Raw genomic sequence first — 25,594 nt, 5'->3', positions numbered from 1 at the left:
ATAATAGTTAGGCTGAACACGACAGATCCAAGAGGAGATTCCGCACTCTAGAAATGCCGGACTTTTTTATCCTTTACGAACTGAACGATAATAATGAACACGGAGTACTCATGAGTAAAGTAGCTATCGTGTCTGCCTACCGCTCTGCCATTGGCAGTTTTGGAGGTAGTCTAAAAGATATAGAAATCGCCGACTTGGGAGCCCAGGTTCTCAAGCAGGCGCTAGAGAAAAAGAATATCCCAGCGGAGAGCATTGATGAGGTCATCTTTGGCAATGTCCTTTCTGCTGGTCAGGGGCAAAATATTGCCCGCCAAATTGCTGTCAAAGCAGGACTTCCGCAAGAAACTTCTGCTTATTCGGTTAATAAGATCTGCGGTTCCGGTCTCAAATCCGTCTTGCTCGCAACCCAGTCTATCATGCTAGGCGACAATGACGTCGTCGTTGCAGGTGGTATTGAAATCATGAGCCAAGCACCCTACCTGTCGAAGCACAGCCGATTCGGTGCTAAATTCGGACACTTGGAATTAGAAGATTCTATGCTGACTGACGGTCTGACGGATGCTTTTGAGGGCTACCACATGGGCATTACCGCTGAGAATGTTGCAGAGCGGTATCAGGTCACTCGTGAAGAACAGGACGCCTTCGCCTTTGCCAGCCAAGAAAAAGCTGCTCAGGCTATTGCCCAAGGCACATTCGTAGATGAAATTGTCCCAATTAGCCTACAAACCCGCAAGGGAGAAGTCATATTTGACACAGATGAATACCCACGATTGACCCCACTTGATAAATTAGCAACACTCCGCCCTTCTTTCAAAAAAGATGGTACGGTGACTGCTGCCAATGCCTCAGGTATCAATGACGGCTGTGCAGTTCTCGTTCTCATGTCAGAAGAGAAGGCTAAGGAGTTGAATGTCCAGCCTCTAGCCTTCATCGAGGCCTATGCGACTAGCGGATTGGACCCAGCCTACATGGGCTTGGGACCAATTCCAGCTAGCCAGAAAGCTCTACAAAAACTCGGAAAAACAGTGGACGACATTGATTTGTTTGAAATCAATGAGGCCTTCGCTGCCCAGTCCATTCCTGTTGTCAAGGAATTGGGCATCCCAGCAGATAAGGTCAACGTCAACGGAGGTGCAATCGCACTCGGACACCCTATCGGTGCCAGCGGTAGCCGCATCCTGGTGACGCTGATCCACGAACTAGAAAAACGCAATGGAAAACTAGGCCTCTGCTCACTCTGTATCGGAGGCGGTCAGGGAATTTCCCTCATCATTTCCAAGGCGACCACAAGATAAATCACTTGTAAACAAAGGAATTTTTATGAATATTGGTATTGATAAAATCGGTTTTGCGGCACCTGATTTTGTATTAGATTTGGCTGACTTAGCCCAAGCCCGCTCTGTTGATCCTAATAAATTTAAAATCGGATTGCTCCAGTCTGAAATGGCTGTGGCTCCTGTGACTCAAGACATCGTGACCTTGGGGGCACAGGCTGCGGCTAGCATCTTGACCGAAGAAGATAAAGCAACTATTGACATGGTCATCGTTGGTACCGAATCAAGTGTTGACCAGAGTAAGGCTGCAGCCGTGGCTATTCATGGACTCCTCGGTATTCAACCCTTTGCACGGTCTATCGAAATGAAAGAGGCCTGCTACGGTGCAACTGCTGGACTCAGCCTAGCCAAAAGCCACATCAACCAATTCCCTGACTCCAAAGTTCTGGTCATCGCCAGCGATATTGCCAAATACGGTATCGCATCAGGCGGTGAACCAACTCAAGGTGCGGGTGCTGTTGCCATGCTGGTCACTGCTGACCCACGCATCATGGTCCTCAACAATGACAATGTCTGCCAAACCCGCGACATCTACGACTTCTGGCGTCCCAACTATGACAAATATCCGCGTGTTGATGGCAAATTTTCAACCGAACAATACACTGATTGCTTGACTACTACCTTCGACCACTACCAAGAGAAAACTGGACAACAGCTCAGCGACTTCGCGGCTATGTGCCTCCATATCCCATTCTCAAAGCAGGGGCTCAAGGGCCTCCAAGCCATTGCCAAGGATGAGGAAACCCTGACCCGCCTCTCTGACCGCTTCCGAGAGGCCATCGTTTACAATAAGGTGGTCGGCAACATCTATACTGGCTCGATTTTCCTTTCTCTCCTTTCCCTTTTGGAAAATAGCAGAGCGCTCAAGGCAGATGACCAAGTCCTCTTTTATAGCTATGGTAGCGGAGCTGTCTGTGAAATCTTTAGCGGCCGCCTAGTCGAAGGCTACCAAGAGCACTTGGAAATGGACCGCCTAGACAAGCTCAACCAGCGGACACGCTTGAGCATGGACCAATACGAACAAATCTTCTTTGAAGAAATTGAATTGGACGAAACAGGCACTTCTGCTGACTTGCCTGCTGACCAAAGTCCATTTGCTCTAGCTAAAATCCAAGACCACAGACGAATCTATATCAAAAACTAATCAGTAACTGGCACCCTTGGCCAAGCCAGGGTGCTTTTCTCATATAGAAAGAGGAAATCATGTCCCATTTCTCAGGATATTACAAAAAAACGCGGCTTGAACGCATTGACTTGCTAGCTCAAGCTCGTCAGCTAGATGAGAAAACCATTGCAATTCTCCAGCAAGATGATAATCTCCCAGAAACCGTTGCAGGAAAAATGGCTGAGAACCACCTTGGAACCTTCTCCTTGCCCTTCTCGGTCGTACCAGAATTGCTGGTTGACGGTATCAGCTACAGTATTCCCATGGTCACGGAAGAACCCTCTGTCGTTGCCGCTTGCTCGCTAGGTGGAAAAATGATTGCCAAGTCGGGTGGTTTCAACACTACCGTCCACAACCGCCTTATGATTGGTCAAGTCGCACTCTACGACGTTCCTGACATAAACAGAGCTAGTCAGCTCATTGGTCAGGCGGAAGAAGAACTGCTCCAACTAGCCAACGACGCACATCCATCTATTGTCAAACGAGGCGGTGGCGCTAGAAAGATTACCGTCGAGCAAAAGGATGAATTTCTGATTGTTTACTTGCAGGCCGACGTCCAAGAGGCCATGGGCGCCAATATGTTAAATAATATGTTGGAAGGGATAAAAGAACATTTGGAAACTCTATCGCAAGGTCAGGCCTTGATGGGGATTCTGTCCAACTATGCAACGGAGTCCCTAGTGACCGCAGAATGTCGGATAGCCATCTCAAGTCTAGCAATCAGCTCTGCCATTGCCCAAGAAACGGCAAAAAAAATAAGCCTTGCCAGCAAACTGGCTCAGGTGGACCCTTATCGGGCAGCCACCCACAATAAGGGGATTTTTAACGGCCTTGACGCCCTTGTACTTGCGACGGGAAATGACTGGCGGGCGGTTGAGGCAGGCGCTCACGCCTATGCCAGTCGCGACGGACAATATCGCGGTCTTTCGACATGGACAATCCAAGGCGAGGAGCTGGTGGGTTCCATCACACTGCCCCTGCCTATCGCTACCGTCGGTGGTTCAATTGGCCTCAATCCTAAGGTTCAAGCAGCTTTTGCTATTTTGGGACATCCACAGGCGCGGCAACTAGCCTCTATCATAGCCGCTGTCGGTCTCAGCCAGAACTTCGCTGCTCTGCGCGCCTTGGTCACAACTGGTATCCAACAGGGACACATGAAACTCCATGCCAAATCCCTGGCCCTGCTTGCCGGCGCCCACGAAAAGGAGGTCGACCACCTAGCCCACCTCCTGCGCCAAAAAAAACACAGCAATCTGGAGACAGCACAGAAATTGTTAGAAGAAATGAGAAGAAACTAAAAAAAGAGGGGTGACTCTTTTTTTAGCCTCCACTAACCAGTCTAGCAGGCTCATCTTCTCGATACCGCCATAATTTGCATAGGGTTGAATAGTATCCATAGTCAGTATATACTTGGGGTAGTTGTCTGAAATCTTCTGCAGCGGACGCAATTCCCTTTCAAGTATTTCAGGCGCAAGAGTTGTTTCACTGACTTGGTAGTAGGCAAAATGCCCCTGCTCCGTGACGGCAATGAAATCCACCTCGTACTTATCGACATTGCCAACATAGACCTTGCTATAACGTCGACATAGCTCCAGAAATACAATATTTTCAATCATATTTCCAATATCTTCCTGATGATCTGGGAGCAATAGGTTTCTAAAACCAAGGTCTACTGTGTAGTATTTTTCTAGACGCTGTAAGAGACTACACCCTTTTACATCAAACCGAGGAACTGCGTAAAAGAGCAGGCTATCTGTAAGGCTGTTCAGATATTGTTCCAAGGTTGCATGTGCGATTTTTACACCCTGACTAATCAGGGTATTTTTTATACTAACATCAGAGGGGACTGTCAATCGCTCTACCCACTTCTTAAAAGTCAATGGGCGTTACCGCCTCATTACACCTATTGAAGCAGAACGACTGCATGACTTTCCAGACGATTGAACAGCTAAGAAAAAACTTTCTGACGGAACTATTGTTGACGTTTCTGATAAAATGCGAATGTTTTTCATGGGTAATGCCTTAGTAACAGAAATTGTTAAAAAAATAGGAGAATTTATAAAAGAACTCGACTGAAATAGTTGAGTTCTTTTATAATACTTCCTCCATCCGTATCTTCTGCGGTTTCAATTCTAGTTGCTCATAAAATGCGACTGACTTTGTATTATCCGCCCAAACATCCAACGTTATATTGTAGCAACCACTTTCCTTGGCATAAGAAAGAGCAAAAGCATAGAGTTCCTTACCAATTCCCTGACCGCGAACCTGCGATGACACACACAAATCATCTATGAAGAGCGTTTTTACAGGCTGTAATACCTGACTCTGGGCCTCTTGAATTTGGCAAAAGAGATGCCCAACTACCTGTCCCGCCGTTTCATAGACAAAAATTAGCTGGTCTGGATTTCCAATCATGGAGGTCAAGTCTGCCTGCGAATATTTTTGCCCACTTTCCCTAAAAATATCAGGTCTCCCCACATGATGAAACTGTAAAATCTCCTCAAGCAGGCTTTCCAGTGCTGGAATGTCTTGTAACTGAGCTTGTCTAATCATCTTTTTCCTCCTTCAAAAAAAATAATACAAATCGGTCCTAAGACCGATGAATATTCTGAAAATTCCTTTATACTATAAGTGTATCCTAAAATTTTTCATAAATCTCCTAAAAGTCAGTCCTCTGGGCTGATTTTTTGTGTTTAACGGATGATTTACAGAAAAATCCCCTTGTCCCGCAAATTGACCAGACATTCTTCCAAGTAAAATGCGTCGTGCTCTGGATAAATAGGACTGGTCAGTGGAATTTCTTCAACCTCACTATAAGACGCTTCCTTCTTCCCACGATAGGTCGACTCCTGCCATTCGGCCGACACCTTGTAACCTCTATTCTCCATCTCCTGCATGTTCATCTTATAATATTGAAACAATTTTATCGGAGAATGGGTAAAGACATAGTTGACCGTCGCATGAGGACGTCCCCAACCTGCACCTCGTAAGGCACAACATTTTCTATGCTGTCCCAACAATTGCTGGCGCGGAAGTACAGAAATTAAGTCTTGATGCCAAAGTCGCATTGGATACCCTCCTGTTATGGCACAGACCAATACATGTCAAACCACTGGCCGCCGCCAAACTGTGACTGGGATGGTCCCATATCCTCAAAGCCATTACGCTCATAATAGTTGAGCAAATATTCCTTACAAGTTAAAGCAATCCCCTCCATATCTCTTGACCTTGCGACTTCTTTCAAGGCAGCCGTGAGTAGGGTACCAAGCCCCTGACCCTGGTAGGCATTGTCCACTGACAGGCTAGCAATGTGCAAGTATCGTCCTTTCAAGTCAGCAGAGTTTGTCAGCTCAAAAATAGCATCCGTCACCAACTTCTCTTCTGCAGGACAGGCTAACAAATAAGCCGCTACTTCTCCCTCGTGAATCATAACGAGACTGGACTGGCTACTATTTGCAGCATAAGCCGCCAAAACAGGCTCTGAAATCTGCTCCTCAGGAATAAAATTTTCCCGCTCCAGCCGCAAAATACCAGGCAAGTCACCCGGCTGCGCAAAACGAATTTCCATGTTATTTCCCCCAGTATCAGAAAAGGGACTGCAGTCCCTTTTCTTATTGTACATTATGTGTCAAATTTGACAAGAGACGCTCAAATGAGTATTCATAGGACTGAATATCCCCTGCCCCCATGAAGACATAGACTGCATTGTCATGGTCCAAGAGTGGAGAAGTATTTTCAACCGTCACTAGCCCACCTTTTTTCTTTATTTTAGCTGCCAGATCCTCTACTTTGACCTCACCGTTATCTGTCTCACGCGCTGATCCATAGATTTGTGCCAAATAAACCGCATCAGCCCCATTCAAAGCCTCTGCAAATTCATCCAAAAGGGCAATGGTCCGCGTAAAGGTGTGCGGTTGGAAAATAGCCACCAATTCCTTGCTTGGGTACTTCTGACGGGCCGCATCAATGGTCGCAATGATTTCCGTTGGATGATGGGCGAAGTCATCAATGATAACCGTATCGTTGACAATTTTCTCCGTAAAACGACGCTTGACACCAGCAAAGGTCTTGAGGTGTTGAGCTACCAAGCTCAAATCAAAACCAGCAATATGGAGATTGGCAATAACCGCTGTCGCATTCATGACATTGTGCTTACCGAAGGTTGGAATTTGAAACTCACCCAATTCCTGGTCCTTGTAGCGCACCTTGAACTGCGAACCTGTGGTTGACGGACGCAAATCATAGGCTACAAAGTCATTCTCATCACCGAAACCATAGTAGTAAATCGGCGCATTGGCTGTAATCTTACGCAATTCCTCATCCTCACCATAGAGGAAAAGACCTTTTTTAACCTGCTTGGCATAGTCATTGAAGGCATTGAAGACATCCTCAAGGCTAGTGAAATAGTCCGGATGGTCAAAGTCAATGTTGGTGATAATGCTGTACTCTGGGTAATATGGAGCAAAATGACGCTCATACTCATCTGACTCAAAAACAAAGTATTGGGCATTGGCAGAACCACGACCTGTACCATCACCGATTAAGTATGAGGTATCCGTGATATTGCGCATAACATGGGCCAAAAGACCTGTAGTTGACGTCTTACCGTGGGCACCAGCCACACCTAGGCTAGTAAATTCCTTCATGAATTGGCCCAGGAACTCGTGGTAACGCTTGTAGCTGTAGCCATTCGCATCCGCATAGGCGATTTCCACGTTATTGTCTGGACGGAAGGCATTACCAGCAATCAGCTCCACATCAGCAGTAATATTTTTTTCATCGAAGGGCAGGATAGGAATTCCAGCTTGCTCCAGCCCACGCTGGGTAAAGTAATACTTATCTACGTCACTTCCTTGAACCTTGTGGCCCATTTGGTGGAGCATAAGAGCCAGCGCACTCATACCCGAACCCTTAATACCAATAAAATGATAGGTTTTTGTCATCTTAATCCTCTTCTATCTGTGTCAAATTGAGTTCTTGAGCAACCTGCTTTTCACGAAAGGCACGTCTTTCCGGATAATTGTAGACCTGACTTCTCTTGAGGAAATCAAAGGACTGGTTGCTTGATGTTTTTTCCTGCACCCGGTCCTCTTTTTTCAAAGAATAGACTTCTGGCAGATCTGCTAAAATATAGCTCTCTTGGCGCAAACGGTCAGCTAGATTGGCCAGAAGATCGCCAGTCGCTTCCTTGCGAGGAGTAGGCTGGACAGTTGGAACTTTTTTAGGCTTGCTTCCGATAAAATCATCCTTCAAATAGCTAGCTGAACGTTTCTTTTTAATATCTTCTTTGGCTACTTCCCTGGCTAACTGCCCCTGGGTCTTCCGCTCCGCATGCTGGACCGGTCTGTGAAGATTTCGGTCCCGTCTGGAATAATGCGACCTCTTGGTAGCAAATAAAGGGGGCAAGAGCTCGTCTTCCGTCTGCTCTGGAACAGGTTTCACCGCTGGTTCCTGACTGCCACTGGCTTCAAACACCTTGTCCTGATAAGGGCCCTTAATATTTGAAATCAAATCGCTCTCCTCATAGAGAAGCATCTGAGGGCTGGCCTCAATCAGGGGCTCATTGTCTGAAATGATGGGAAATCGAGTATCTTCTCTTATCATAGCACATTCCTTTCAACTACTCATTATATCATAAAGGCACAGGGTTTTACCACACAAGAGGAAGTCTGCTTCAGATTTTCAGCCTTATTCTGCGATACCAAGAATGTCACGAATATCTTCAACCGTCAGACTTGAACGACTTTCTTCGCCGTCCAGCACCGTCTTGACCAGATTTTTCTTACTTTCCTGCAGGGCAAGGATTTTTTCTTCAATCGTTCCCCTGGTAATCAATCGATAGCATTCGACCGTTTCTGTCTGCCCCATTCGGTGGGCCCGACTAATGGCCTGGGATTCCACCGCAGGATTCCACCAGAGGTCAACCAAAATGACTGTATCGGCACCAGTCAGGTTGAGCCCCACGCCACCTGCCTTGAGGGAAATGAGGAAGGCATCTCGGCTACCTGCGTTAAAGGCTTGGGTCATTTCTTGGCGCTGACTAGCAGGGGTCGAGCCGGTCAATTTGTAAGAGGTCAGGCCCAACTCATCCAGCTGCTGCTCAATCTTATCCAGCATTGTTCTAAACTGTGAAAAAATCAATACCCGATGCTCACCCTCTTTAAGCTGTTGCAGGAGCTCGCTCAGGCTATTGAGCTTACCACTTTCTCCGGTAAAATCATCCATAAAGAGGCTGGGAGTGTCACAAATTTGGCGGAGACGGGTAATGCCTGATAGGATTTCAATCTTATTGCGGTTAATCTGGGCATCATCTGCTCCCAACACCTTGGACTGCATTTGCTGGAGTTGCCCCAGATAGATGACCTTTTGCTCATCTGTCAATTCATTTAGGACATTGACCTCAATCAAATCTGGCAATTCATCCAGAACCTCTTCCTTATGCCGTCTGAGGACAAAGGGCTGGATCATACGGGCAATTTCCTGGGAAGTCATCTTGCTAAATTCCTGCTTACCTGGCAGGAGGCCTGGTAGGACAATCTGGAAAATAGACCAAAGCTCAGTCAGGTGATTTTCAATAGGCGTACCAGACAGGGCAAAACAATTCCCTACCTCAAACTCTCTCAGAAGCTGGGCAATTTTTGACTGAGAATTTTTCATGACCTGGGCTTCATCCAAAATCAAATAATCAAATTGCTCTTCTTTATAGAGGTCAAAATCCTGTCTGAAGGATGGGTAGGAAGTCACATAGACCTGATGGTCCTCATTGATAAGCTTTTCCCGGTGGTCCTTATTGCCATAGACCACTGCCACTTCCAAGTCCGGCGCAAATTTGGCACATTCTTCCTGCCAGTTATAAATCAAACTAGATGGAGCCAAAATCAAAACCTTGGAACTTGACTTCAGATGGCCTGACAGGAAGGCAATAGTTTGCAGGGTCTTCCCTAGACCCATATCATCTGCCAGAATGCCCCCGAAACCATAATGGTTGAGCATGGAAAGCCATTTGACGCCTGTCTCTTGGTAATCCCGTAGTTGCTGATTAAGGGGCTGTTGGGGAAGAGGAAAGGTATCTGGTGCCGCCAAATGAGCCGCCATGGTTTGAAATTCTTCCGAAAAATGAACCTGGTCCAAGCCTGACAATTGCTGAGCCAATCGGAAACCATTCAAGGCATCCAAATGAAGGGTCTGCCCCTTTCCAAATTTAGCTCGGAGATTGGTCAGAGTCTGGCTGATGCGCAAGGCCTCTTCGTCGAAGACCAGCAACTTGCCACTTGGGCTGGTATAGTGGTCCTCCTGGTTTAAGAGGGCCTGGATGGCCTGATCCACCTCAGATTGATCAATGCCTGTCAAGTCAAAGGAAATGTCCAACAAGGAACCATTTTTCACGATTTCAAGACTTGGCTTGGCCTGAATAAGATTATTTTCTAACTGCTGGTCCAGGTAAACCTTACCCATTTTTTCCAACAGGGCTAGATGTTCCTTGTAGAAGGTATACCATTCGGTCTGGACCAAGGGCTGGCGGTAGGCCAGGAATTTCCCATGAAAGCCTGCTAGCTTGATCGCCTGGTGGACAGCTTCCAGATGTTGAAAATGACTTGTAAAAGGTAGTAAGTCCAGCTCCTCTTGCGAGGCAACCTTGCGACCTAAAAAATCCAAGACCAGCTGCAGGGTCAAGCGACCACTTGCCTCCATGCCCAGATGGAATTCCGGCTGAAAATCCTCAATGGCAAAGCGTTTGGGTGCCTTGACTTTCCCCAATTTTTGCAGTTCCAATAAACTGAGGGCCAATTTGCCCTGATCTTGAAAATCCACTTGAACCTTGCGTAGGCCTGATTCAGTCGGAACCAGATCATTGATCCGCATCAGCAGATTTTCCTGCTGGCGATTCAGGCTATAGATAGTACCATGTTTGAGCAGATAACTTCCATAAAAGAGCTGGCGGACAGGCTCTTCATGAATCACCATTTCAATCATATCCATATGAACCGTTACTTCAAAACAAAAGAGACCGTCTTCTGGCGTTAGGTGTTTAATAGTCAACTGTGAGTAGCTGGTCTGCTGGTGGGTCAGTTGAAATTCATCCAAGTCCCCCAGCAATTCCAGCCCCTCCTCAAAGTGAGACTTGGGCAGGCGAAAATGACGACCGAAATGAACCAAGACTTCCGAGTCCAGGCGGGCTTTTTCAGGCACCAGGACCCATAAAAATTCCAGAAGAGCCTGACTTGCCGGGTCAAAATGATCAAAGGACACATGCTCAAAGTATTTTTTACCGATTTGATACTGGCCATTGGTTTTGACCACCTTCAAAAAGGCCCCAATATCGCGAATAATATAGTAACGCTGGTCTGGCAAACGACCGATTTTGAGGGTCCAGTCAATCTGGCGGTCATAAGCCACTAACTGCCCCTCCACCGCCAATTGGTATCGGATACCCAAATCAAGCGGAAGCGGTAAAATTTCATCCAAAAACAAGCCGCCAAAGTAGGTTCGCCTAGCGGTCTCCTTCTGATGGCTGCCCTCCTCCTTGAGGGTCTGACCAGCCTTATCATTCTTCAAAAAATACTCCGTAGCAGCCAAATGCTGGCAGTAACCCTTGTTTTGAAATAGCAGACAGCTACAATTAAGCTCACTATCGTCATCGCTATAGGAAAACAACTCCCCGGCAATTTCCAGCGTCATCTTTCCCAGCTCGCTCTCAACGACTCTCAACTGACCCGATTCGTATAAATCAATTCCTTCCTGGCGAGTCCGCCCCGGCATCATCCTACTCATCCATGCTCCTATTCAACATTCATTCCTAACAAATATTATCTCTCTATTATAGCATAATTGAAACCGAATTTCCCTCCCCAGGCATCAAAAAAACACCAGCTCAAGCTGATGCTTTCTATTTCCTCTTCCAATAATAGTTGGTTGCGCGACACATCCTGACCAGGTATTTGCCAAGTCGCCAAAGCGAAAAGAGCGCAAGCCCAAGGAGGAAGGTAGCAAGAATCATATGGCCCAGATGAAAGTCTTTCAGCAGCTTAGCTAGGCTAAAGAAACTGATAAAAGCAAGCAAGCCGACCAGGACCAGATGAAACAAGATTCCGAGCCAGCCCAACCAGTAACGACTGCCAAAGGGCGCCTGTTTTTCTGGCTCAAAAACTGGCAATTCCAAGAGCCACCCTCCAATTAATTCTGCTAAAAACTGCATAGCTAGTCCTTTCGTCACCCGTCATGGCAAAAGAGAGAAGGTTGCCCTCCTCTCCTATTCGTTTATATAAGAAACAGTATTTACAAGTAAGGTAGATTTAGATGAGAGATAGTTTTTTTTACAAATCAAGACCGTTTTTTGATGGAATACTGACTGTATTTCGAGAAAAACGAACGATGAGTGGCAGAAAACTAGTCTTAGCTAAAGATACTGAACTGTGAATACAAGTTCTGAGAATTACTGACGCACTTCCAAGAGTCCCAAATCGCCATCTTCACGTTTGTAAAGGACATTGGTAGTACCATCATTGGCATCTGTGTAGATAAAGAAGTCATGTCCAAGCAATTCCAATTGAAGAACCGCCTCTTCCATATCCATTGGTTTCAAGTCTACCTGCTTAGTACGAACTACTTTTACTTCTTCTTCAGCTTGCTCTACCAACTCGTCTGTAAAGACTTGACCAGTAGCCACTTTTTGACGGTGTTTGCGCTCGATTTTTGTCTTATTACGACGGATTTGACGTTCAATCTTGTCTACGACAAGGTCGATTGAGCCATACATTTCTTGTGAAATGTCTTCTGCACGTAGGGTTACACCACCAACAGGGATAGTCACTTCAACCTTAGCACGCTTGTCACGGTAAACCTTCAAGTTTACCTTGGCATTCAACTCTTGGTCTGCACTAAAGTACTTCTCAATCTTAGCAACTTTCTCTTCTACATAGGCACGGAGTGCATCTGTAACTTCAAGGTTTTCTCCACGAATACTGAATTTAATCATATTAGTACCTCTTTCTTGGCTTTCGCCTTTCTTCACTATCATTATAACATATTTATAAAATATTGCAACCGTTTTCTCAACGTGAAAGTGAAAATGTTTTGATTTCTTTCTGACCAGTTTTCATGAAAAGTCCCGCAGCAAGCTGGATTGTGGCACCTGTTGTGTAAATATCGTCAACTAAAATTATTTTTTCTGGAAGCTCATCTTCCTCCAACAAATAAAAGACCTGTTCTGCATCAAGACGCTCCTCCCGACTTTTTGAAGACTGTTTCTGGCTATCAATTTTGCCCAGGAGCTCTTTATATGGAAGACCAGCCGCATCAAGTAGCCCCGTTACCTGATTGAAGCCTCGCTCCTCCAACCTCTCTGGACTAAGGGGAATGGGAACTAAGGTATAGTCCGAATAAGCTGACAGGGCTACCTTGATTTGCTGGGCAAAGACCTGTCTGAGCAGATAGTCCCCTTGAAACTTGTACTTGCTGAAATAATCTGCCATGGCTGGATTGTATTGGAAAATGGCCCTGTGGTCAATGTGTTTGCCCCTGGCCTGCCAGTGCCGACAATCACTGCAAATATCGGAAGTTCCTGACTTATAACAAGACGGACAGTGGAGCTCTGCTATTTCCTTAAAAGAAGCCTGACAGCTGGAACAAATCCCTAGCTTTTCCTGCTGGAAAAAGAGGATAGAGCTAAATGTGGTGCGGGTCCGCAGGCTTTCCACACAGAGTAGGCAGTTAGACATAGCCGGCCTCCTTGTTCATAAATTTGATTTCAGCGATTGCTTTTTCAATGGCACGGGTCGAACCCTCATGGAAAAAGAGGAGCAAGCCTGTGGGACGATCCATGGACCGCCCGACTCGACCCCCAATCTGCACCAAACTGGACGACGTATAGAGATAGTGGTTGGCCTGGACTACCATGACATCAACCATGGGAAAGGTCACACCTCGCTCCAGAATCGTTGTTGAAACCAGGATGGTAATGGTGCGGTCGCGAAAACCTTGAACAATCTCCAGTCGATTTTCCGTCTGACTAGAAACAAAACCGATTTTCTCATCAGGAAATTCTCTCTCCAAAATCGCTACAAATTCCTGGCCTTTGGAAATTTCTGGCAGAAAAATCAGCAAGGGAAAACTTGTTTTTCGCTGCTTTCTGATAGCTTGCTTGAGCTTGACAACCAGCTTGTTCTTTTTCAGGCTCTGGTCAAATTGGCTGAACCAGACCTTTTCTGGCACAATCAAGGGATTGCCGTGAAAGCGTCTGGGCAAACTGAGCCGTTCTAATTGGCCGGATTTTACCTTCCTATCCAGCTCATCCGTCGAGGTCGCTGTCAGGAAAACCTGGAGCCCGTCTGCTTTGACGGCATTGTCTACTGCCCGGTAGAGCATGGGATTGTCCGCATAGGGAAAGGCATCCACCTCATCGATTAAGACCAAATCAAAGGCCTGGTAGAACTTGAGCAACTGGTGGGTGGTAGCGACCACAAGCGGCGTCCGAAAATAAGGATCCGACTGGCCATGAAGGAGACTGATGGGAACAGCGAAATCTTGTTGCAGCCGCTTATAAAGCTCGATACAGACATCAATTCTGGGACTGGCCAGACAAACTGCTCCGCCCTGGTCAATGACTTGCGCTACTGCATGGTAAATCATCTCCGTCTTTCCAGCCCCCGTCACGGCATGAACCAAGGTCGGCCGCCTTTTTTCAATATTGGCACAGAGCCCGTTTGAAATCTTCTGCTGCCAATCAGTCAGCTGACCAGACCACTTGAGACAGGCATTTTCTGGGAAATCCTGCTGGGGAAAATAATAGAGTTCCTCATCTGACCGCACCCTGCCTAGCAGGATACATTCTCGGCAATAGTAGGCCCCGTTTGGTAAACGATGGCGGTCCGAAAATGCAGTCGAACAACGAAAACAAGCGCCCCCCTCTGTCATGCTAGGTAAGGTCTGAGCTGCTTGGCGCTCTTCAGCCGTCAATTGATACTTGGTAAACAGTCGTCCATAATAATTTTCTAGTTCTTTCATCACTTATTTATTCGGAAATTTTTGTCAGTTTTTGGAAAAACGTGTATAATTTTGGTATGAAAGAATTTAAGACCATTAAAGAAGACGGTATTGTCGAAGAAGAGATTAAGAAATCCCGCTTTATTTGCTTTATGAAACGGGTGACAACCGAGGAAGAGGCCAGGGAATTTATCAACGGTATTAAGAAAGAGCACTACAAGGCCAACCATAACTGCTCTGCCTTTATCCTTGGCGAAAATATGGAAATCAAGCGATCATCGGACGACGGCGAGCCTTCTGGTACAGCGGGTGTTCCCATGCTGACAGTGCTGGAAAATCATGAACTGACCAATGTCGCAGCGGTTGTGACCCGCTATTTTGGAGGTATCAAATTGGGTGCCGGTGGGCTGATTCGGGCTTATGCTGGGGCCGTGTCCAAGGCTGTCAAGGAAATCAGCATTGTTGAAGTCAAGGAGCAAAAAGGCATTTCTATCACCCTTTCCTATGCCCAGTACCAGGAATTTGCCAACTGGCGGGCTGAGTTGGGACTGGAAGAACACGATACCCAATTTACAACGGAAGTTCAAACCATGATCTATGTTGACAAGGAACTGGTTGCGCCGACTCTGACTAGTCTGACCGAATTTTACCATGGCAAGGTCACAAGCCAAGAGACTGAGCCAAGAATTGTCGAAGTTTCTGTTCATTAAAAAAAGCTATCATAATGATAGTTTTTTTATATTATACATTGGCTGGGACTTGGTATATACTAGAAGTAACTATATTTGGAGGTATTAGCAATGGCTATTTATCAATCGATTACAGAACTTGTCGGAAAAACACCGATTATCAAACTCAATAACATTGTTCCTGAAGGTGCTGCGGATGTCTATGTCAAACTGGAGGCCTTCAACCCTGGTTCTTCTGTCAAAGACCGCATTGCTCTGGCAATGATTGAAGATGCTGAAAAGGCCGGCACTATCAAGCCTGGTGATACGATTGTTGAGCCTACAAGCGGAAATACTGGTATCGGTTTGGCTTGGGTTGGAGCTGCAAAAGGTTACAAGGTCATCATCGTCATGCCTGAAACCATGAGCATTGAGCGTCGTAAAATTATCCAAGCCTATGGAGCTGAGCTAGTTCTCACACCAGGTAGCGAGGGGATGAAGGGTGCCATTGCCAAGGCCAATGAAATCGCTGAAGCACAAAATGGCTGGGTACCTTTCCAATTTGCCAACCCGTCCAATCCAAAAGTTCATGAAGATACAACAGGACAAGAAATTTTGGAGGACTTTGGACCAACTGGTCTGGATGCATTTGTGTCAGGCGTGGGTACTGGTGGTACCGTCAGCGGTGTCTCTCATGTCCTCAAGGCAGCCAATCCCGATGTAAAAATTTACGCTGTGGAAGCAGATGAGTCTGCCGTCCTCTCTGGTGAAGCACCTGGTCCGCACAAGATTCAAGGAATTTCAGCTGGCTTCATCCCAGACACCCTGGATACCACTGCCTACGATGGCATTGTCCGCGTCAAATCAGATGATGCTCTGGCAACCGGCCGCGCTATCGGCGGACAGGAAGGTTTCCTGGTCGGCATTTCATCTGGCGCTGCTATTCATGCTGCGATTGAAGTCGCTAAGGAACTAGGAGCTGGCAAAAAAGTCTTGGCTATCCTGGCTGACAACGGTGAACGCTATCTGTCAACTACCCTCTATGAGTTTGAAAACTAATATACCAAAAGAGCCTGGATTTCCAAGCTCTTTTTACTATTGGAAAGCTAGACTAGCAACTAGTCTAGACCTTTCCTTCTTTCATTTCCTTCAAATACTCCTTGGATTCAGCAATCCAGATTGGGAGAGCCTTGGCCAGAGGCTCAAAGCCAATCTTATAGCGGTCGTTGGTAAAGCGGTGGTGTCTTGGGATTTTTTGGCGTTCTTCTTCCAAGGTCCGCATAGATAGACTAGCCTTGTGCGAATATTCATCATAGTCAACGACTTGGACCAGAACTTCCTGGCCCATTTTAATAAAATGGTGGATATTATCAACAAAGCCTGTCTTGATTTCAGAAATATGGATAAGCCCAATCTGGCCGTTCTCTAATTCAACAAAGGCACCGTAGGGCTGAATGCCCGTCACTTTTCCTTTGACTTTATCACCAATATTCATCTTAGTCCTCGATTTCAATACTTTCGATGACAACATCTTCATTCGGACGGTCTGAACCATCTGTCTCTACAGCCGCAATGGTATCCAATACCCTATAAGATTCTTGGTCCATCAAATGTCCAAAGACCGTGTGGCGTTGATCCAGGTGCGGTGTTCCACCATTTTCAGCATAAAGAGCCGCAATTTCCTCAGGCCAGCCACCGCGCTCCAATTCCTTGGCATTGTAAGGGAAATTCTGGTTCTGCACGATGAAAAATTGACTGCCGTTGGTATTGGGACCTGCATTGGCCATAGAAAGAGCACCACGCAGGTTGAAGGCCTCCATAGAAAATTCATCCTCAAAGGACTCACCGTAGATAGACTCACCGCCCATACCTGTACCAGTCGGGTCGCCACCTTGAATCATGAAATCCTCGATAATACGATGGAAAATAATGCCATCATAGTAACCATCTTTTGACAGGGCAACAAAGTTCGCCACTGTTTTTGGTGCAATTTCTGGGAAGAGCTTGATGGTCATGCTACCGTGATTTGTCTTGATGCGGGCAACTGGTCCCTCTACATTTTCCAAGTCTAATTGTGGGAAGTATTTTTCTTTTTCTACCAAACCTAATTTCTCCAAGGCATCAAAAATGCCGTCTTCTTCTACAGTTTTTGTAATATAATCTGCATGTTTTTGCAGTTCTGGGTGGGAATGCCCCATGGCAATACTGATGCCAGCATATTGGAAGAGCTCTATGTCATTAAGACCATCGCCAAAGACCAAGACATTTTCTGGTTTGAGACCAAGCTTTTCAACGATTGCGGCTACCCCTGCTGCCTTAGAGGCAGACTTGAGGACAATGTCTGATGAAATGGCATGCCAACGGACACTGCGTAAGTCGCTCTGCAATTCCTCCGGTAAGACCACTTCCTGACCTTCCTGCTCAAAGGTCCACATTTGGTAAATATCCTGGCCCTTGTAAAAATCAGGGTCTGTCTCCAGATTATCATAAATGGGGTCAATGGCCTGACTAATCCGCTGGTCACGGAAGGACAGAGTGGCTTTTTCAGCGCTCATAACCCCATAGTCAATCCCCACTTGCTTGGTCCAAGCAATATATTTCTCAATCAAATCCGGTGCAATCGGAGCCTTACGAATGACATTGCCTTTGGCATCTTCTACATAAGAGCCGTTTATCATAGCAAAGTAATCCGGCTGCAAGGCCTGGATTTCTGGCACAACACCATATTTGCCCCGACCAGAGGCAATCCCTGTCAAGATGCCTTTTGCTTTCAGTGATGCAAAGACCGTCGGAATAGTGTCCGGAATAAATCCAGTCTCCACCAAGCGCAAGGTATCATCAATATCGAAAAATACCAACTTAATCTTCTTGGCCTTGTATTTTAATTTTGCGTCCATCTATTCTCCCCCACTTTTGTTTTTCATTGAGTATGACTGCCTACCATTATATCACTAATCTTCATCCTGTGCCACCAGTCCATGTTGAAAGGCATAGACGACAGCCTGGGTCCGGTCGCTGACAGCTAGTTTAGACAGGATATTGGAAACATGGGTTTTCACCGTTTTGAGGGAAATGAAGGATTCATCCGCAATCCGCTGATTATCATAGCCCTTGGCAAGCAGGGCCAAAATCTCCCGTTCACGTACGGTCAAATCATCATGCAGGTCTGGATAACGCTTGTGGTGCTCGACCTTCTTCTCCACTTCTGTTTCAATGGCAAATTCCCCACGCGCCACCTTGCGAATGGCAGAGAGAATCTCGTCTGCACTAGAGGTTTTGAGCATATAGCCCTTGGCACCAGCCTCAAGAACTGGATAGATTTTTTCATTGTCCAAATAAGAAGTCAAAATCACAATCTTGACATCCGACCATTCCTTCAAGAGGGCCAGAGTCGCCTCTACCCCTGTCATCTTGGGCATGACCAGGTCCATAACAACCACATCTGGACGCAAATCCAGTGCCTTAGCCAAGCCTTCCTCGCCATCGCTGGCTTCTGCGACAACCTCCACATCAGCCTGTAAATTTAAATAACTTTTCAATCCTAGTCGGACCATCTCGTGGTCATCAACCAGCATCACTCGAATCGTCTTCATCTTCTTTTCCTTTCAGTAGTGGGATACGAATATCAATGGCAACCCCCTTGTTAGGAGCCGTCCGAATCTTGATAGTCCCTGCCATATCTTCCACCCGCTCGCGGATGTTTTGGAGGCCATAGCTGAGCTCCCCATCATCTTCCTGCTGGAAACCAATGCCATCATCTGTCATTTTAAGCTGTAATTCTGTCTCCTTCTGAATCAAGTAGACATCCAGTTGCTTGGCCTTGGCATGGCGCAAGGTATTGGAAATAATCTCCTGGGCAATGCGGAAGAGGTGCTCTTCTATCAGCTTAGGCAATTCTTCCACTTCATGCTGGAAGTGGACCTGGATACTACTCTTGTCGCTGACTTCCCGCAGAATCACATCAAAACCTTCAACCAGGGTCTTACCTTCCAGCTCACTAGGTCGTAAGTGCAGGAGCAAAATCCGCAAATCCCGCTGGGCCGACTCAATCATGTCCTTGACCAAGACCAGCTGCTCTTGCAGGGTTTCTTTCGGTATGGTGGACAGATTTGATGCCAGACCTGATAAAATCATGCTGGTCGCAAAGAGTTCCTGGCTGACCGTATCATGCAGGTCACGGGCAATTCGCTTGCGCTCCCCCTCGACAATTGCTTCCCGTTTGACTAGGTCCTGGTTGTCAATCAATTGGACCTGCCTGGTCAAACTGCGCATTTTCTCAGATAGGTGTAGGAGCAGTTGGTCCTCGTCGCTATCAACCCTAATGGGCTGGTGATTGCTGATTTGCTTAATCTTCATTCTCATGGTCTGCGTGGATAGGAAACTGACCGTCTGAACTAAGATAGATAGAAAGATTGTCAAGAGTATCAGGAGCGAAATCAAGGTCACATAGAGCTGGTCATTGGCCGTCCAAAAGGACATGTCAAATAAGGAATAGCCCAACAAGGGAAGGACTGAGGCAAGGATGACGATAACAATCAGCCCGGCATACCAAATGAGAAAAAATAGCGTTCCTTTCTTCATCATACCCGCACGACCTCCACATCGCCATAGAGGCTATTGATGACAACCTTGACCCGCTTATTGGCAGAAGAATAGTCAGGGGTCGCAATCGAAAAACTCTCATTTCGCAAATCCCAATGTGCATCGCCTAAAAAATAGACACGTCCATACAGACTAGAGGCAGACAGGGATAGCTCGACATCAATAGGAATGATAATTTTAGTCTTACCAAAAGTCTTACGGATAACAACCACATTATCCCGACCAATTAGAACCGTCTGATCCAGGTCAACAACGTCATTGCCAAACAGGCGGATAATATTGATATCCTCAAAACCATACTGGTCCTGGGAATGATCTTTATGACCAAACCACTGGGACTTTTGATGCTGGGATTGAATATGCTGGTCCCCCAGAACTATCTGGGAATACTGGTACTGCTTCTCATAGCGTGAAAAGAAATTAACCAAAATATAGACCACCATCAGCAAAACACCGATAATGAAATAAATATTGAGGAAAAAGACTAAAAATATGAGAGAAAGGGCCGTTGTTAGTAGGGCATTAAGCCCCTTTCTGCCTGTGATATACCAGAATAGAATTAGTATCACTGCGATTAGGAGAAGAGTCCGTGCCGTCTCACTGGCTAGGGTATCAAAAAAGGCCAGCGTAAACAAAATACTCTCTATCAGTATAAAAAATTGGATTTTTTTCATGTAAGGATCCTCTCCCAATATTCTAACAGATTTTAGCAGGATTTGTCTCCTACCCGGGTAGGAATTTTAAGAAAAAAGAGAGGACAATGCCCCTCTTAGTCTGAATTATTTGATGAAGACGTACTAGTCGTCGTTGATTCTTCTGTCGAGCTAGTGCTGCTACTGCTGGACTCTGGTGTCACAGTAGGAATGGATACATAAATTGTGACAGAGTCAGTAATAGGTTGACCTGGCAGAGGACTTTGTCCTACGACCAGATTTCGCTCACTAGTCGAATAACTCGAATCTTCCACGCGCTCAATACTTTTAATTCCCAAAGCTTCCAGCTGTTTTCTAGCATCTGAGTAGGAAGTCGTCAAGATACCAAAATCTGGCATGAGTGGTCGTTGACCTTTTGAAACAATGAGAACCAGGCTAGAACCCTTAGAAACACTGGTATTGGCTGCAGGGTCTGTTCCGATTACCTGACCAGCTTCTAAGTAGTCGCTGTATTCTTCCTTGGTCGAAGAAACCTTCAAACCGACAGCTTCTAGGGCATGGGTAGCATCATTCACACTACGTCCAGATACATCCGGTACATCAACTGGCTCAGCCCCTCTGGAAACAACCAAGACAACGGTTGAACCTTTTGGCTGACTGGTCTCCCATTCTGGCTTAGTCCGAATCACCCGGCCCTGTTTAACCTTCTCGCTATACTCTTCTTCCACTTCCACTTTGAAGCCAAGAGCCTCTAGTTTTTCCTGGGCTTTTGCCAATTCATCACCAGACAAATCAGGAATGTTGACACCTTCTTCCATGGCAATGACAATATTGACACGGGAACCTTCTTTGCGCTTGGAATTAGCAGCAGGTGTTGTCCGAATAACTTGACCTTCTGCGACTTCCGTCGAAGCTTCATTGGTCACCGTACCCACGCGCAATCCGGCTGTCTCAATCTCCTCCGTCGCAACTTCCAAGGTTTGCCCCACAACATTCGGCACTGTCACTGTGGCTGGAGTGTTAAAAAGAATGGCGAAGAAGGCCGCCAAGAGAAGGCCAATAGCAATCATCAACACCTTATAGCGGGTACGAATCCTCTTTTTTGCCTTGGGCTTCTTGGCTGATGACGTCGGCTTAGTTTTTGGAGCAACTGCTACTGGAGCTGGTGAAGACTCCACTGGTGTATCTACTTTTTTCTCTGAAGCAACCTGGGATAATTTAGGCAGGGTTTTTGAATCCACCTTGTTTTCATCCAACACCACCCGCTGCTCATTGCGGCGATTGTAGGACAAGGCTGAAGCCATATCCGTGTACATTTCCGCAATGGACTTGTAGCGGTCTGTCAATTTCTTGGCTGTTGCTTTTAAGACAACATTTTCCAGAGCCTGCGGTACGTTTGGATTGGCCTCGCGAACAGATGGCATGGGCTTTTGAAAATGCTGGAGAGCAATGGTTACAGCGCTATCGCCATCAAAAGGAATTCGTCCTGTCAACATCTCAAAGAGAATGACCCCCATGGCATAAATATCACTTTGCACTGTAGCCTTGGACCCCCGCGCCTGTTCTGGCGAGAGATAGTGAACCGAGCCCAACATCGAATTTGTCTGGGTCAAACTGGTCTCTGCAAAGGCAACCGCAATCCCGAAATCCGTTACCTTGGCCACGCCATCTTGCGTTAGAAGGACGTTCTGAGGTTTCAAATCCCTATGGATAATACCGCGGGTGTGGGCCATACGGATAGCCAGCAAGATTTGCCCCATGATACGGACCGCATCATCATTATCCAAGGGTGAATTTTCCTGGATATAGCGCTTCAAGTCCAGGCCATTAACATATTCCATGGCCAGGTATTGCTGACCATCTTCCTCACCAATATCCGTAATCCGTACGATATTTGGGTGATTGAGATCAGCCATGGCTCTGGCTTCACGCTGAAAACGTTGAACAGCAATTTGATCTGTCTGGTAATTGGTCCGGAGAACTTTTACAGCAACCTCCTCACCATCCAAAATCAGATCCTTTGCCAGGTAGACATCAGCCATTCCTCCTCGGCCTATCTGCCGAATGACCCGATACCGACCGGCAAAAATCTTACCGATTTGGATCATTAGTTAGCCTCCTCCGTGATATGAAGGATGGCAACCGTGATATTGTCCAAACCGCCAGCATTATTAGCGAAACGAACCAGGGTCTCTGCCTTGCTTTCCAACGAAACATCACTCAAGAGGATATCGCGAATATCCTCTGTCGAGACCATATTGGTCAAGCCATCACTGTTGATTAACACGTAATCCCCAACTTCCAAGGTCTTCAAGGCAATATCTGGTTCAACCGGGTCCGCCTGACCAATGGACTGGGTCACAATATTCTTCTGAGGATGGTTCTGCGCCTCTTCTTCTGTCAATTGACCCGCTCGCATAAGAGCTCCAACCAAGGAATGGTCACTGGTCAAGCGTTCATATTCTTCATTATGAACGATACCGATTCTAGAGTCCCCGATATGGGCATAAATCATCTGATTGTCAATAACCACAACCGCTTCTAAGGTTGTTCCCATGCCCTTGTATTCTTCGGTCTGACCCAATTGATAAATCTTTTGATTTTCCTGCTCAATGATGTCAACCATCCATTCACGGACTTCGTTGAGGGTCATAATTTGAGTATCTACCCAGGCAGCACCAAGGTCTGTGGCTGTCATTTCACTAGCAATATGGCCTGCGCGATGACCTCCTAGTCCATCTGCTAGAATAATCAAATCAATTCCTGCTCGGTTGACATAACGATTGACATAATCCTGGTTATTTGATCGTTTTTGTCCAACATCTGTAAGTAATGCAATTTCCATAAGTTTCTTGTTGCTAAGCAACAGCCTCCTTTTCTAGAATCGTCTTCTCAGCTGACCAATGAAAAAGCCATCTGTCTGAAAAAGTTCAGGGGTAATCAGTATCATTCCATCTGTCACAATTGATGATTCTGGATGTGTTAATGCAACTTGTTCAAAATCAGGATGACTGTCTAAAAATTCTCGAAGAACTTCCTGATTTTCTTTTGCAATAATGGTACATGTGCTATAGGTTATTATACCACCTTTTTTAATGGTTTGGCAAACGCTGTCCAGTATCTGCAGCTGTATTTTTTTCAATGCTTCAAAATCCTGACCAGCCTTATTATAGCGAATGTCTGGCTTACGACGGATAAGCCCGATGCCGGAGCAGGGAGCATCCACCAAAATCTTGTCAAAACTATCTGGACCAAAGACTTCATGCACCCGACTGGCATCCAATTTTTGAGTTTCAATCTTATCGGAAAGGCCCAGGCGGTCCGCATTTTCCTGGATAAGAGCCAGCTTGTGGTCATATAAATCCAAGGCCACCACTTTCCCACTATCCAGGTAAGACGCCATGTGGCAGGTCTTACCACCAGGTGCCGCACAAGCATCCAGTACGACTTCATGGCCCTCAAGTTGCAAGGTCGGAGCCACCAGCTGGCTGGTCTCGTCCTGAATGGTCAAAAGACCGGACTTGAAAGCCTCCGTCCCAGCAAAATGTCCATGGGACTTGACTAGGCCAACAGGAGACAAGTGCGACCGCTCCGCTCCCAATGCTGCCTGCAAATCATCCAGACAGCTAGTATCTGTTACACGGACACTAGCCTTATTACGCTGGTGCAGGCTGGCAAAAATCTTCTCCGCCCTCTCATCACCATATTCCGCAACCAAGGTCTGAACCAGCCAGACTGGGACAGAATATTGAACTGACAAACGCTTGTTCTTCCGCTTAATACTAGCTGGGTCAGGCAGGTCCACCTGGCTGATTTTCCGCAAGATGGCATTGACAAATTTGTCCGTTCCCTTGCTACGCTTGGCTAACTCTACCGCCTCATTGACCACGGCATGGACAGGCAATTTGTCCAAGTAAAGCAGCTGGTACAAGCTCAGCATGAGCAAGTAATAGACCCAGCTGTCCAGCTTGTCCCGGTCATCGATAAAGTGGGCCAGATACCATTCCAGCGTAATTTTTCGTGACACCGTACCATAGATCAATTCCGTAGCCAGCCCCTTGTCCTGGGCTGACAGGTTGGTTCCTTCCAAGGCCTTGTTGAGGGCGATATTGGAGTAGGCTCCCTGTTCAAAGACCTCTGTCAAGACCGCCAGAGCCAGTCCACGCGCTGTTTGCTTATTGTTCACCAAAGACATCTCCTACCTCAATCTCACGGCCAGCCCCATTCAAAAAGTCCGTAATCGTCATCTTAGGCTTGCCCGCTGGCTGAACGGTTTTTAGGGAAATAGCAGAGCTGCCACAGGCGATGACCAGTGTTTTCTTAGTCTTTTCAATGACCTGACCTGGTCTGCCAGACCCTTCCACTTCCAAAGCCTCCTGAATTTTAAAGCGCCCTCCCTGCCAATAGGTATGGGCAACCGGCCAAGGATACATACCACGAATCTGATTAAAAATCTGGCGGGCAGACTTGGCCCAGTCCAAAACTTCCTCCTCAGGCTGAATATTGGGCGAGAAGGTCACCTGTTCAGGGTCTTGTGCCACCGGCTTGATGTCGCCAGCCATATAACCCGGTAAGGTTTTCAAGAGCAGGTCACGACCGACCACCGCTAGTTTTTCAAAAAGGGTGCCGACATTATCTGTCTCTTCAATGGCAATGCTGTCGCTTGAAATCATATCGCCCGCATCCATTTCCTTGACCATTTCCATAATAGTCACTCCGACTCGCTCATCTCCGTTGATAAGGGCATAATGAATGGGCGCGCCACCGCGGTACTTGGGCAAGAGCGAGGCGTGGACATTGACCGCAAAGTCAACAGAGGCCAGCAGCTTGGTCGGTAAAAATTGACCAAAGGCCGCTGTCACAATTCCGTCCGCTCCCAATTCCATAATGTCCGCCATTTCCTGGCTGCCTGATAATTTTTCCGGCTGGTAAACAGGCAAGTCGTACTCCAAGGCCACCTGCTTGACCGGTGTCATTTGGATGGTTTTCTTGCGCCCAACCGCTCGGTCAGGCTGGGTCACCACCGCCAAAACCTCATAGGAGCCCTCTGCCAAAATACCTTTCAAAACAGTCGCTGAAAACTCAGGCGTTCCCATAAAAATCAATTTTGTCATCTCTGCTCCTTCATCCTCTATTTAGTATCCCTTAATTATACCATTTTTATGGATAATTGCCTTAACTGGGACTTGA

The 25,594-nt window shown here is 46.6% G+C and carries 24 protein-coding genes and 2 pseudogenes; 6 read left to right on the top strand and 20 right to left on the bottom strand.

Annotated elements, in window-relative coordinates:
* The first annotated feature begins 110 nt into the window (after positions 1 to 110).
* The 3 genes from ACHBID_RS07125 to ACHBID_RS07115 are packed head-to-tail and all read left to right on the top strand — an operon-like array spanning position 111 to position 3,797.
* Positions 111 to 1,295, top strand: a complete 1,185-nt coding sequence (locus ACHBID_RS07125) for an acetyl-CoA C-acetyltransferase (RefSeq protein WP_105161288.1) — start codon at positions 111 to 113, stop codon at positions 1,293 to 1,295.
* A 25-nt stretch (positions 1,296 to 1,320) separates the two neighbouring features.
* On the top strand, positions 1,321 to 2,478 hold the full coding sequence (locus ACHBID_RS07120; protein ID WP_105123461.1) for a hydroxymethylglutaryl-CoA synthase: 1,158 nt from the start codon (positions 1,321 to 1,323) through the stop codon (positions 2,476 to 2,478).
* A gap of 59 nt (positions 2,479 to 2,537) precedes the next feature.
* Positions 2,538 to 3,797 carry a hydroxymethylglutaryl-CoA reductase, degradative gene (locus tag ACHBID_RS07115; RefSeq protein ID WP_105161273.1) on the top strand — a complete coding sequence of 420 codons (1,260 nt, stop codon included), beginning with the start codon at positions 2,538 to 2,540 and terminating at the stop codon, positions 3,795 to 3,797.
* Here ACHBID_RS07115 and ACHBID_RS07110 read toward each other — a convergent pair.
* A pseudogene (locus ACHBID_RS07110) lies at positions 3,774 to 4,328 on the bottom strand (DUF4143 domain-containing protein); the annotation flags it as partial. The gene ACHBID_RS07115 and the pseudogene ACHBID_RS07110 sit on opposite strands and share 24 nt — an antisense overlap.
* Here ACHBID_RS07110 and ACHBID_RS07105 point away from each other — a divergent pair.
* A pseudogene (locus ACHBID_RS07105) lies at positions 4,327 to 4,575 on the top strand (DNA cytosine methyltransferase); the annotation flags it as partial. The pseudogenes ACHBID_RS07110 and ACHBID_RS07105 sit on opposite strands and share 2 nt — an antisense overlap.
* 15 nt (positions 4,576 to 4,590) lie before the next feature.
* Here ACHBID_RS07105 and ACHBID_RS07100 read toward each other — a convergent pair.
* The 10 genes from ACHBID_RS07100 to ACHBID_RS07055 all read right to left on the bottom strand — a co-directional run bounded on the left by ACHBID_RS07100 (position 4,591) and on the right by ACHBID_RS07055 (position 14,502).
* Entirely contained in the window at positions 4,591 to 5,052 is a 462-nt protein-coding gene (locus tag ACHBID_RS07100; RefSeq protein WP_394732082.1) for a GNAT family N-acetyltransferase, read from the bottom strand.
* 152 nt (positions 5,053 to 5,204) lie between these two features.
* A complete protein-coding gene (locus ACHBID_RS07095) occupies positions 5,205 to 5,567 on the bottom strand; it encodes a TIGR02328 family protein (protein ID WP_394732081.1) in 363 nt (120 codons plus the stop codon).
* A gap of 14 nt (positions 5,568 to 5,581) precedes the next feature.
* Entirely contained in the window at positions 5,582 to 6,067 is a 486-nt protein-coding gene (locus ACHBID_RS07090; RefSeq protein WP_394732080.1) for a GNAT family N-acetyltransferase, read from the bottom strand.
* Between the two features lie 43 nt (positions 6,068 to 6,110).
* Positions 6,111 to 7,442, bottom strand: coding sequence for a UDP-N-acetylmuramate--L-alanine ligase (gene murC, locus ACHBID_RS07085; RefSeq protein ID WP_394732079.1), 1,332 nt, complete (start codon positions 7,440 to 7,442; stop codon positions 6,111 to 6,113).
* Between the two features lies 1 nt (position 7,443).
* On the bottom strand, positions 7,444 to 8,103 hold the full coding sequence (locus tag ACHBID_RS07080; RefSeq protein ID WP_394732078.1) for a hypothetical protein: 660 nt from the start codon (positions 8,101 to 8,103) through the stop codon (positions 7,444 to 7,446).
* Between the two features lie 84 nt (positions 8,104 to 8,187).
* Positions 8,188 to 11,271 (bottom strand): DEAD/DEAH box helicase, encoded by a 3,084-nt coding sequence (locus ACHBID_RS07075; RefSeq protein WP_394732077.1) that lies wholly within the window; start codon positions 11,269 to 11,271, stop codon positions 8,188 to 8,190.
* A gap of 115 nt (positions 11,272 to 11,386) precedes the next feature.
* A complete protein-coding gene (locus ACHBID_RS07070) occupies positions 11,387 to 11,713 on the bottom strand; it encodes a hypothetical protein (protein ID WP_105161269.1) in 327 nt (108 codons plus the stop codon).
* Positions 11,714 to 11,932: 219 nt separating this feature from the next.
* Positions 11,933 to 12,475, bottom strand: coding sequence for a ribosome hibernation-promoting factor, HPF/YfiA family (gene hpf / locus ACHBID_RS07065; protein ID WP_105111237.1), 543 nt, complete (start codon positions 12,473 to 12,475; stop codon positions 11,933 to 11,935).
* Between the two features lie 76 nt (positions 12,476 to 12,551).
* A complete protein-coding gene (locus tag ACHBID_RS07060; RefSeq protein ID WP_394732076.1) occupies positions 12,552 to 13,217 on the bottom strand; it encodes a ComF family protein in 666 nt (221 codons plus the stop codon).
* Positions 13,210 to 14,502 carry a DEAD/DEAH box helicase gene (locus tag ACHBID_RS07055; RefSeq protein ID WP_394732075.1) on the bottom strand — a complete coding sequence of 431 codons (1,293 nt, stop codon included), beginning with the start codon at positions 14,500 to 14,502 and terminating at the stop codon, positions 13,210 to 13,212. The genes ACHBID_RS07060 and ACHBID_RS07055 overlap by 8 nt, the downstream gene beginning before the upstream one ends.
* A gap of 56 nt (positions 14,503 to 14,558) precedes the next feature.
* Here ACHBID_RS07055 and ACHBID_RS07050 point away from each other — a divergent pair, with 56 nt between their 5' ends.
* A complete protein-coding gene (locus ACHBID_RS07050; RefSeq protein WP_394732074.1) occupies positions 14,559 to 15,191 on the top strand; it encodes a YigZ family protein in 633 nt (210 codons plus the stop codon).
* A gap of 90 nt (positions 15,192 to 15,281) precedes the next feature.
* On the top strand, positions 15,282 to 16,208 hold the full coding sequence (cysK, locus tag ACHBID_RS07045; RefSeq protein WP_105161266.1) for a cysteine synthase A: 927 nt from the start codon (positions 15,282 to 15,284) through the stop codon (positions 16,206 to 16,208).
* A 64-nt stretch (positions 16,209 to 16,272) separates the two neighbouring features.
* Here the strand turns inward: cysK and ACHBID_RS07040 are convergent, their stop codons facing one another.
* The 9 genes from ACHBID_RS07040 to fmt form a co-directional block, all read right to left on the bottom strand.
* Positions 16,273 to 16,644: a S1 RNA-binding domain-containing protein gene (locus ACHBID_RS07040; RefSeq protein ID WP_105161265.1), complete on the bottom strand. Its 372-nt coding sequence runs from the start codon at positions 16,642 to 16,644 to the stop codon at positions 16,273 to 16,275.
* Between the two features lies 1 nt (position 16,645).
* Positions 16,646 to 18,046 (bottom strand): bifunctional Cof-type HAD-IIB family hydrolase/peptidylprolyl isomerase, encoded by a 1,401-nt coding sequence (locus tag ACHBID_RS07035; protein WP_394732073.1) that lies wholly within the window; start codon positions 18,044 to 18,046, stop codon positions 16,646 to 16,648.
* A 54-nt stretch (positions 18,047 to 18,100) separates the two neighbouring features.
* Positions 18,101 to 18,742, bottom strand: a complete 642-nt coding sequence (locus ACHBID_RS07030; protein ID WP_105111231.1) for a response regulator transcription factor — start codon at positions 18,740 to 18,742, stop codon at positions 18,101 to 18,103.
* The gene (locus ACHBID_RS07025; protein WP_105123555.1) at positions 18,714 to 19,730 is read right to left on the bottom strand and encodes a sensor histidine kinase; all 1,017 of its coding nucleotides are present in this window, start codon (positions 19,728 to 19,730) and stop codon (positions 18,714 to 18,716) included. Before ACHBID_RS07025 ends, ACHBID_RS07030 begins: the two co-directional genes overlap by 29 nt.
* Entirely contained in the window at positions 19,730 to 20,425 is a 696-nt protein-coding gene (gene liaF, locus ACHBID_RS07020) for a cell wall-active antibiotics response protein LiaF (RefSeq protein WP_105123453.1), read from the bottom strand. The genes ACHBID_RS07025 and liaF overlap by 1 nt, the downstream gene beginning before the upstream one ends.
* A gap of 95 nt (positions 20,426 to 20,520) precedes the next feature.
* Positions 20,521 to 22,512 (bottom strand): Stk1 family PASTA domain-containing Ser/Thr kinase, encoded by a 1,992-nt coding sequence (pknB, locus tag ACHBID_RS07015; protein ID WP_105123452.1) that lies wholly within the window; start codon positions 22,510 to 22,512, stop codon positions 20,521 to 20,523.
* Positions 22,512 to 23,249 (bottom strand): Stp1/IreP family PP2C-type Ser/Thr phosphatase, encoded by a 738-nt coding sequence (locus tag ACHBID_RS07010; protein ID WP_105111228.1) that lies wholly within the window; start codon positions 23,247 to 23,249, stop codon positions 22,512 to 22,514. The genes pknB and ACHBID_RS07010 overlap by 1 nt, the downstream gene beginning before the upstream one ends.
* 33 nt (positions 23,250 to 23,282) lie before the next feature.
* Positions 23,283 to 24,599 carry a 16S rRNA (cytosine(967)-C(5))-methyltransferase RsmB gene (gene rsmB, locus ACHBID_RS07005; RefSeq protein WP_394732072.1) on the bottom strand — a complete coding sequence of 439 codons (1,317 nt, stop codon included), beginning with the start codon at positions 24,597 to 24,599 and terminating at the stop codon, positions 23,283 to 23,285.
* Positions 24,580 to 25,518, bottom strand: coding sequence for a methionyl-tRNA formyltransferase (fmt, locus tag ACHBID_RS07000; protein ID WP_394732071.1), 939 nt, complete (start codon positions 25,516 to 25,518; stop codon positions 24,580 to 24,582). Before fmt ends, rsmB begins: the two co-directional genes overlap by 20 nt.
* Positions 25,519 to 25,594: the final 76 nt, after the last annotated feature.

The organism is Streptococcus sp. A25 (assembly GCF_043674095.1).
Classification (GTDB): Bacteria; Bacillota; Bacilli; order Lactobacillales; family Streptococcaceae; genus Streptococcus; species Streptococcus suis_V.
This window is presented reverse-complemented; position numbering and strand designations above follow the sequence as displayed.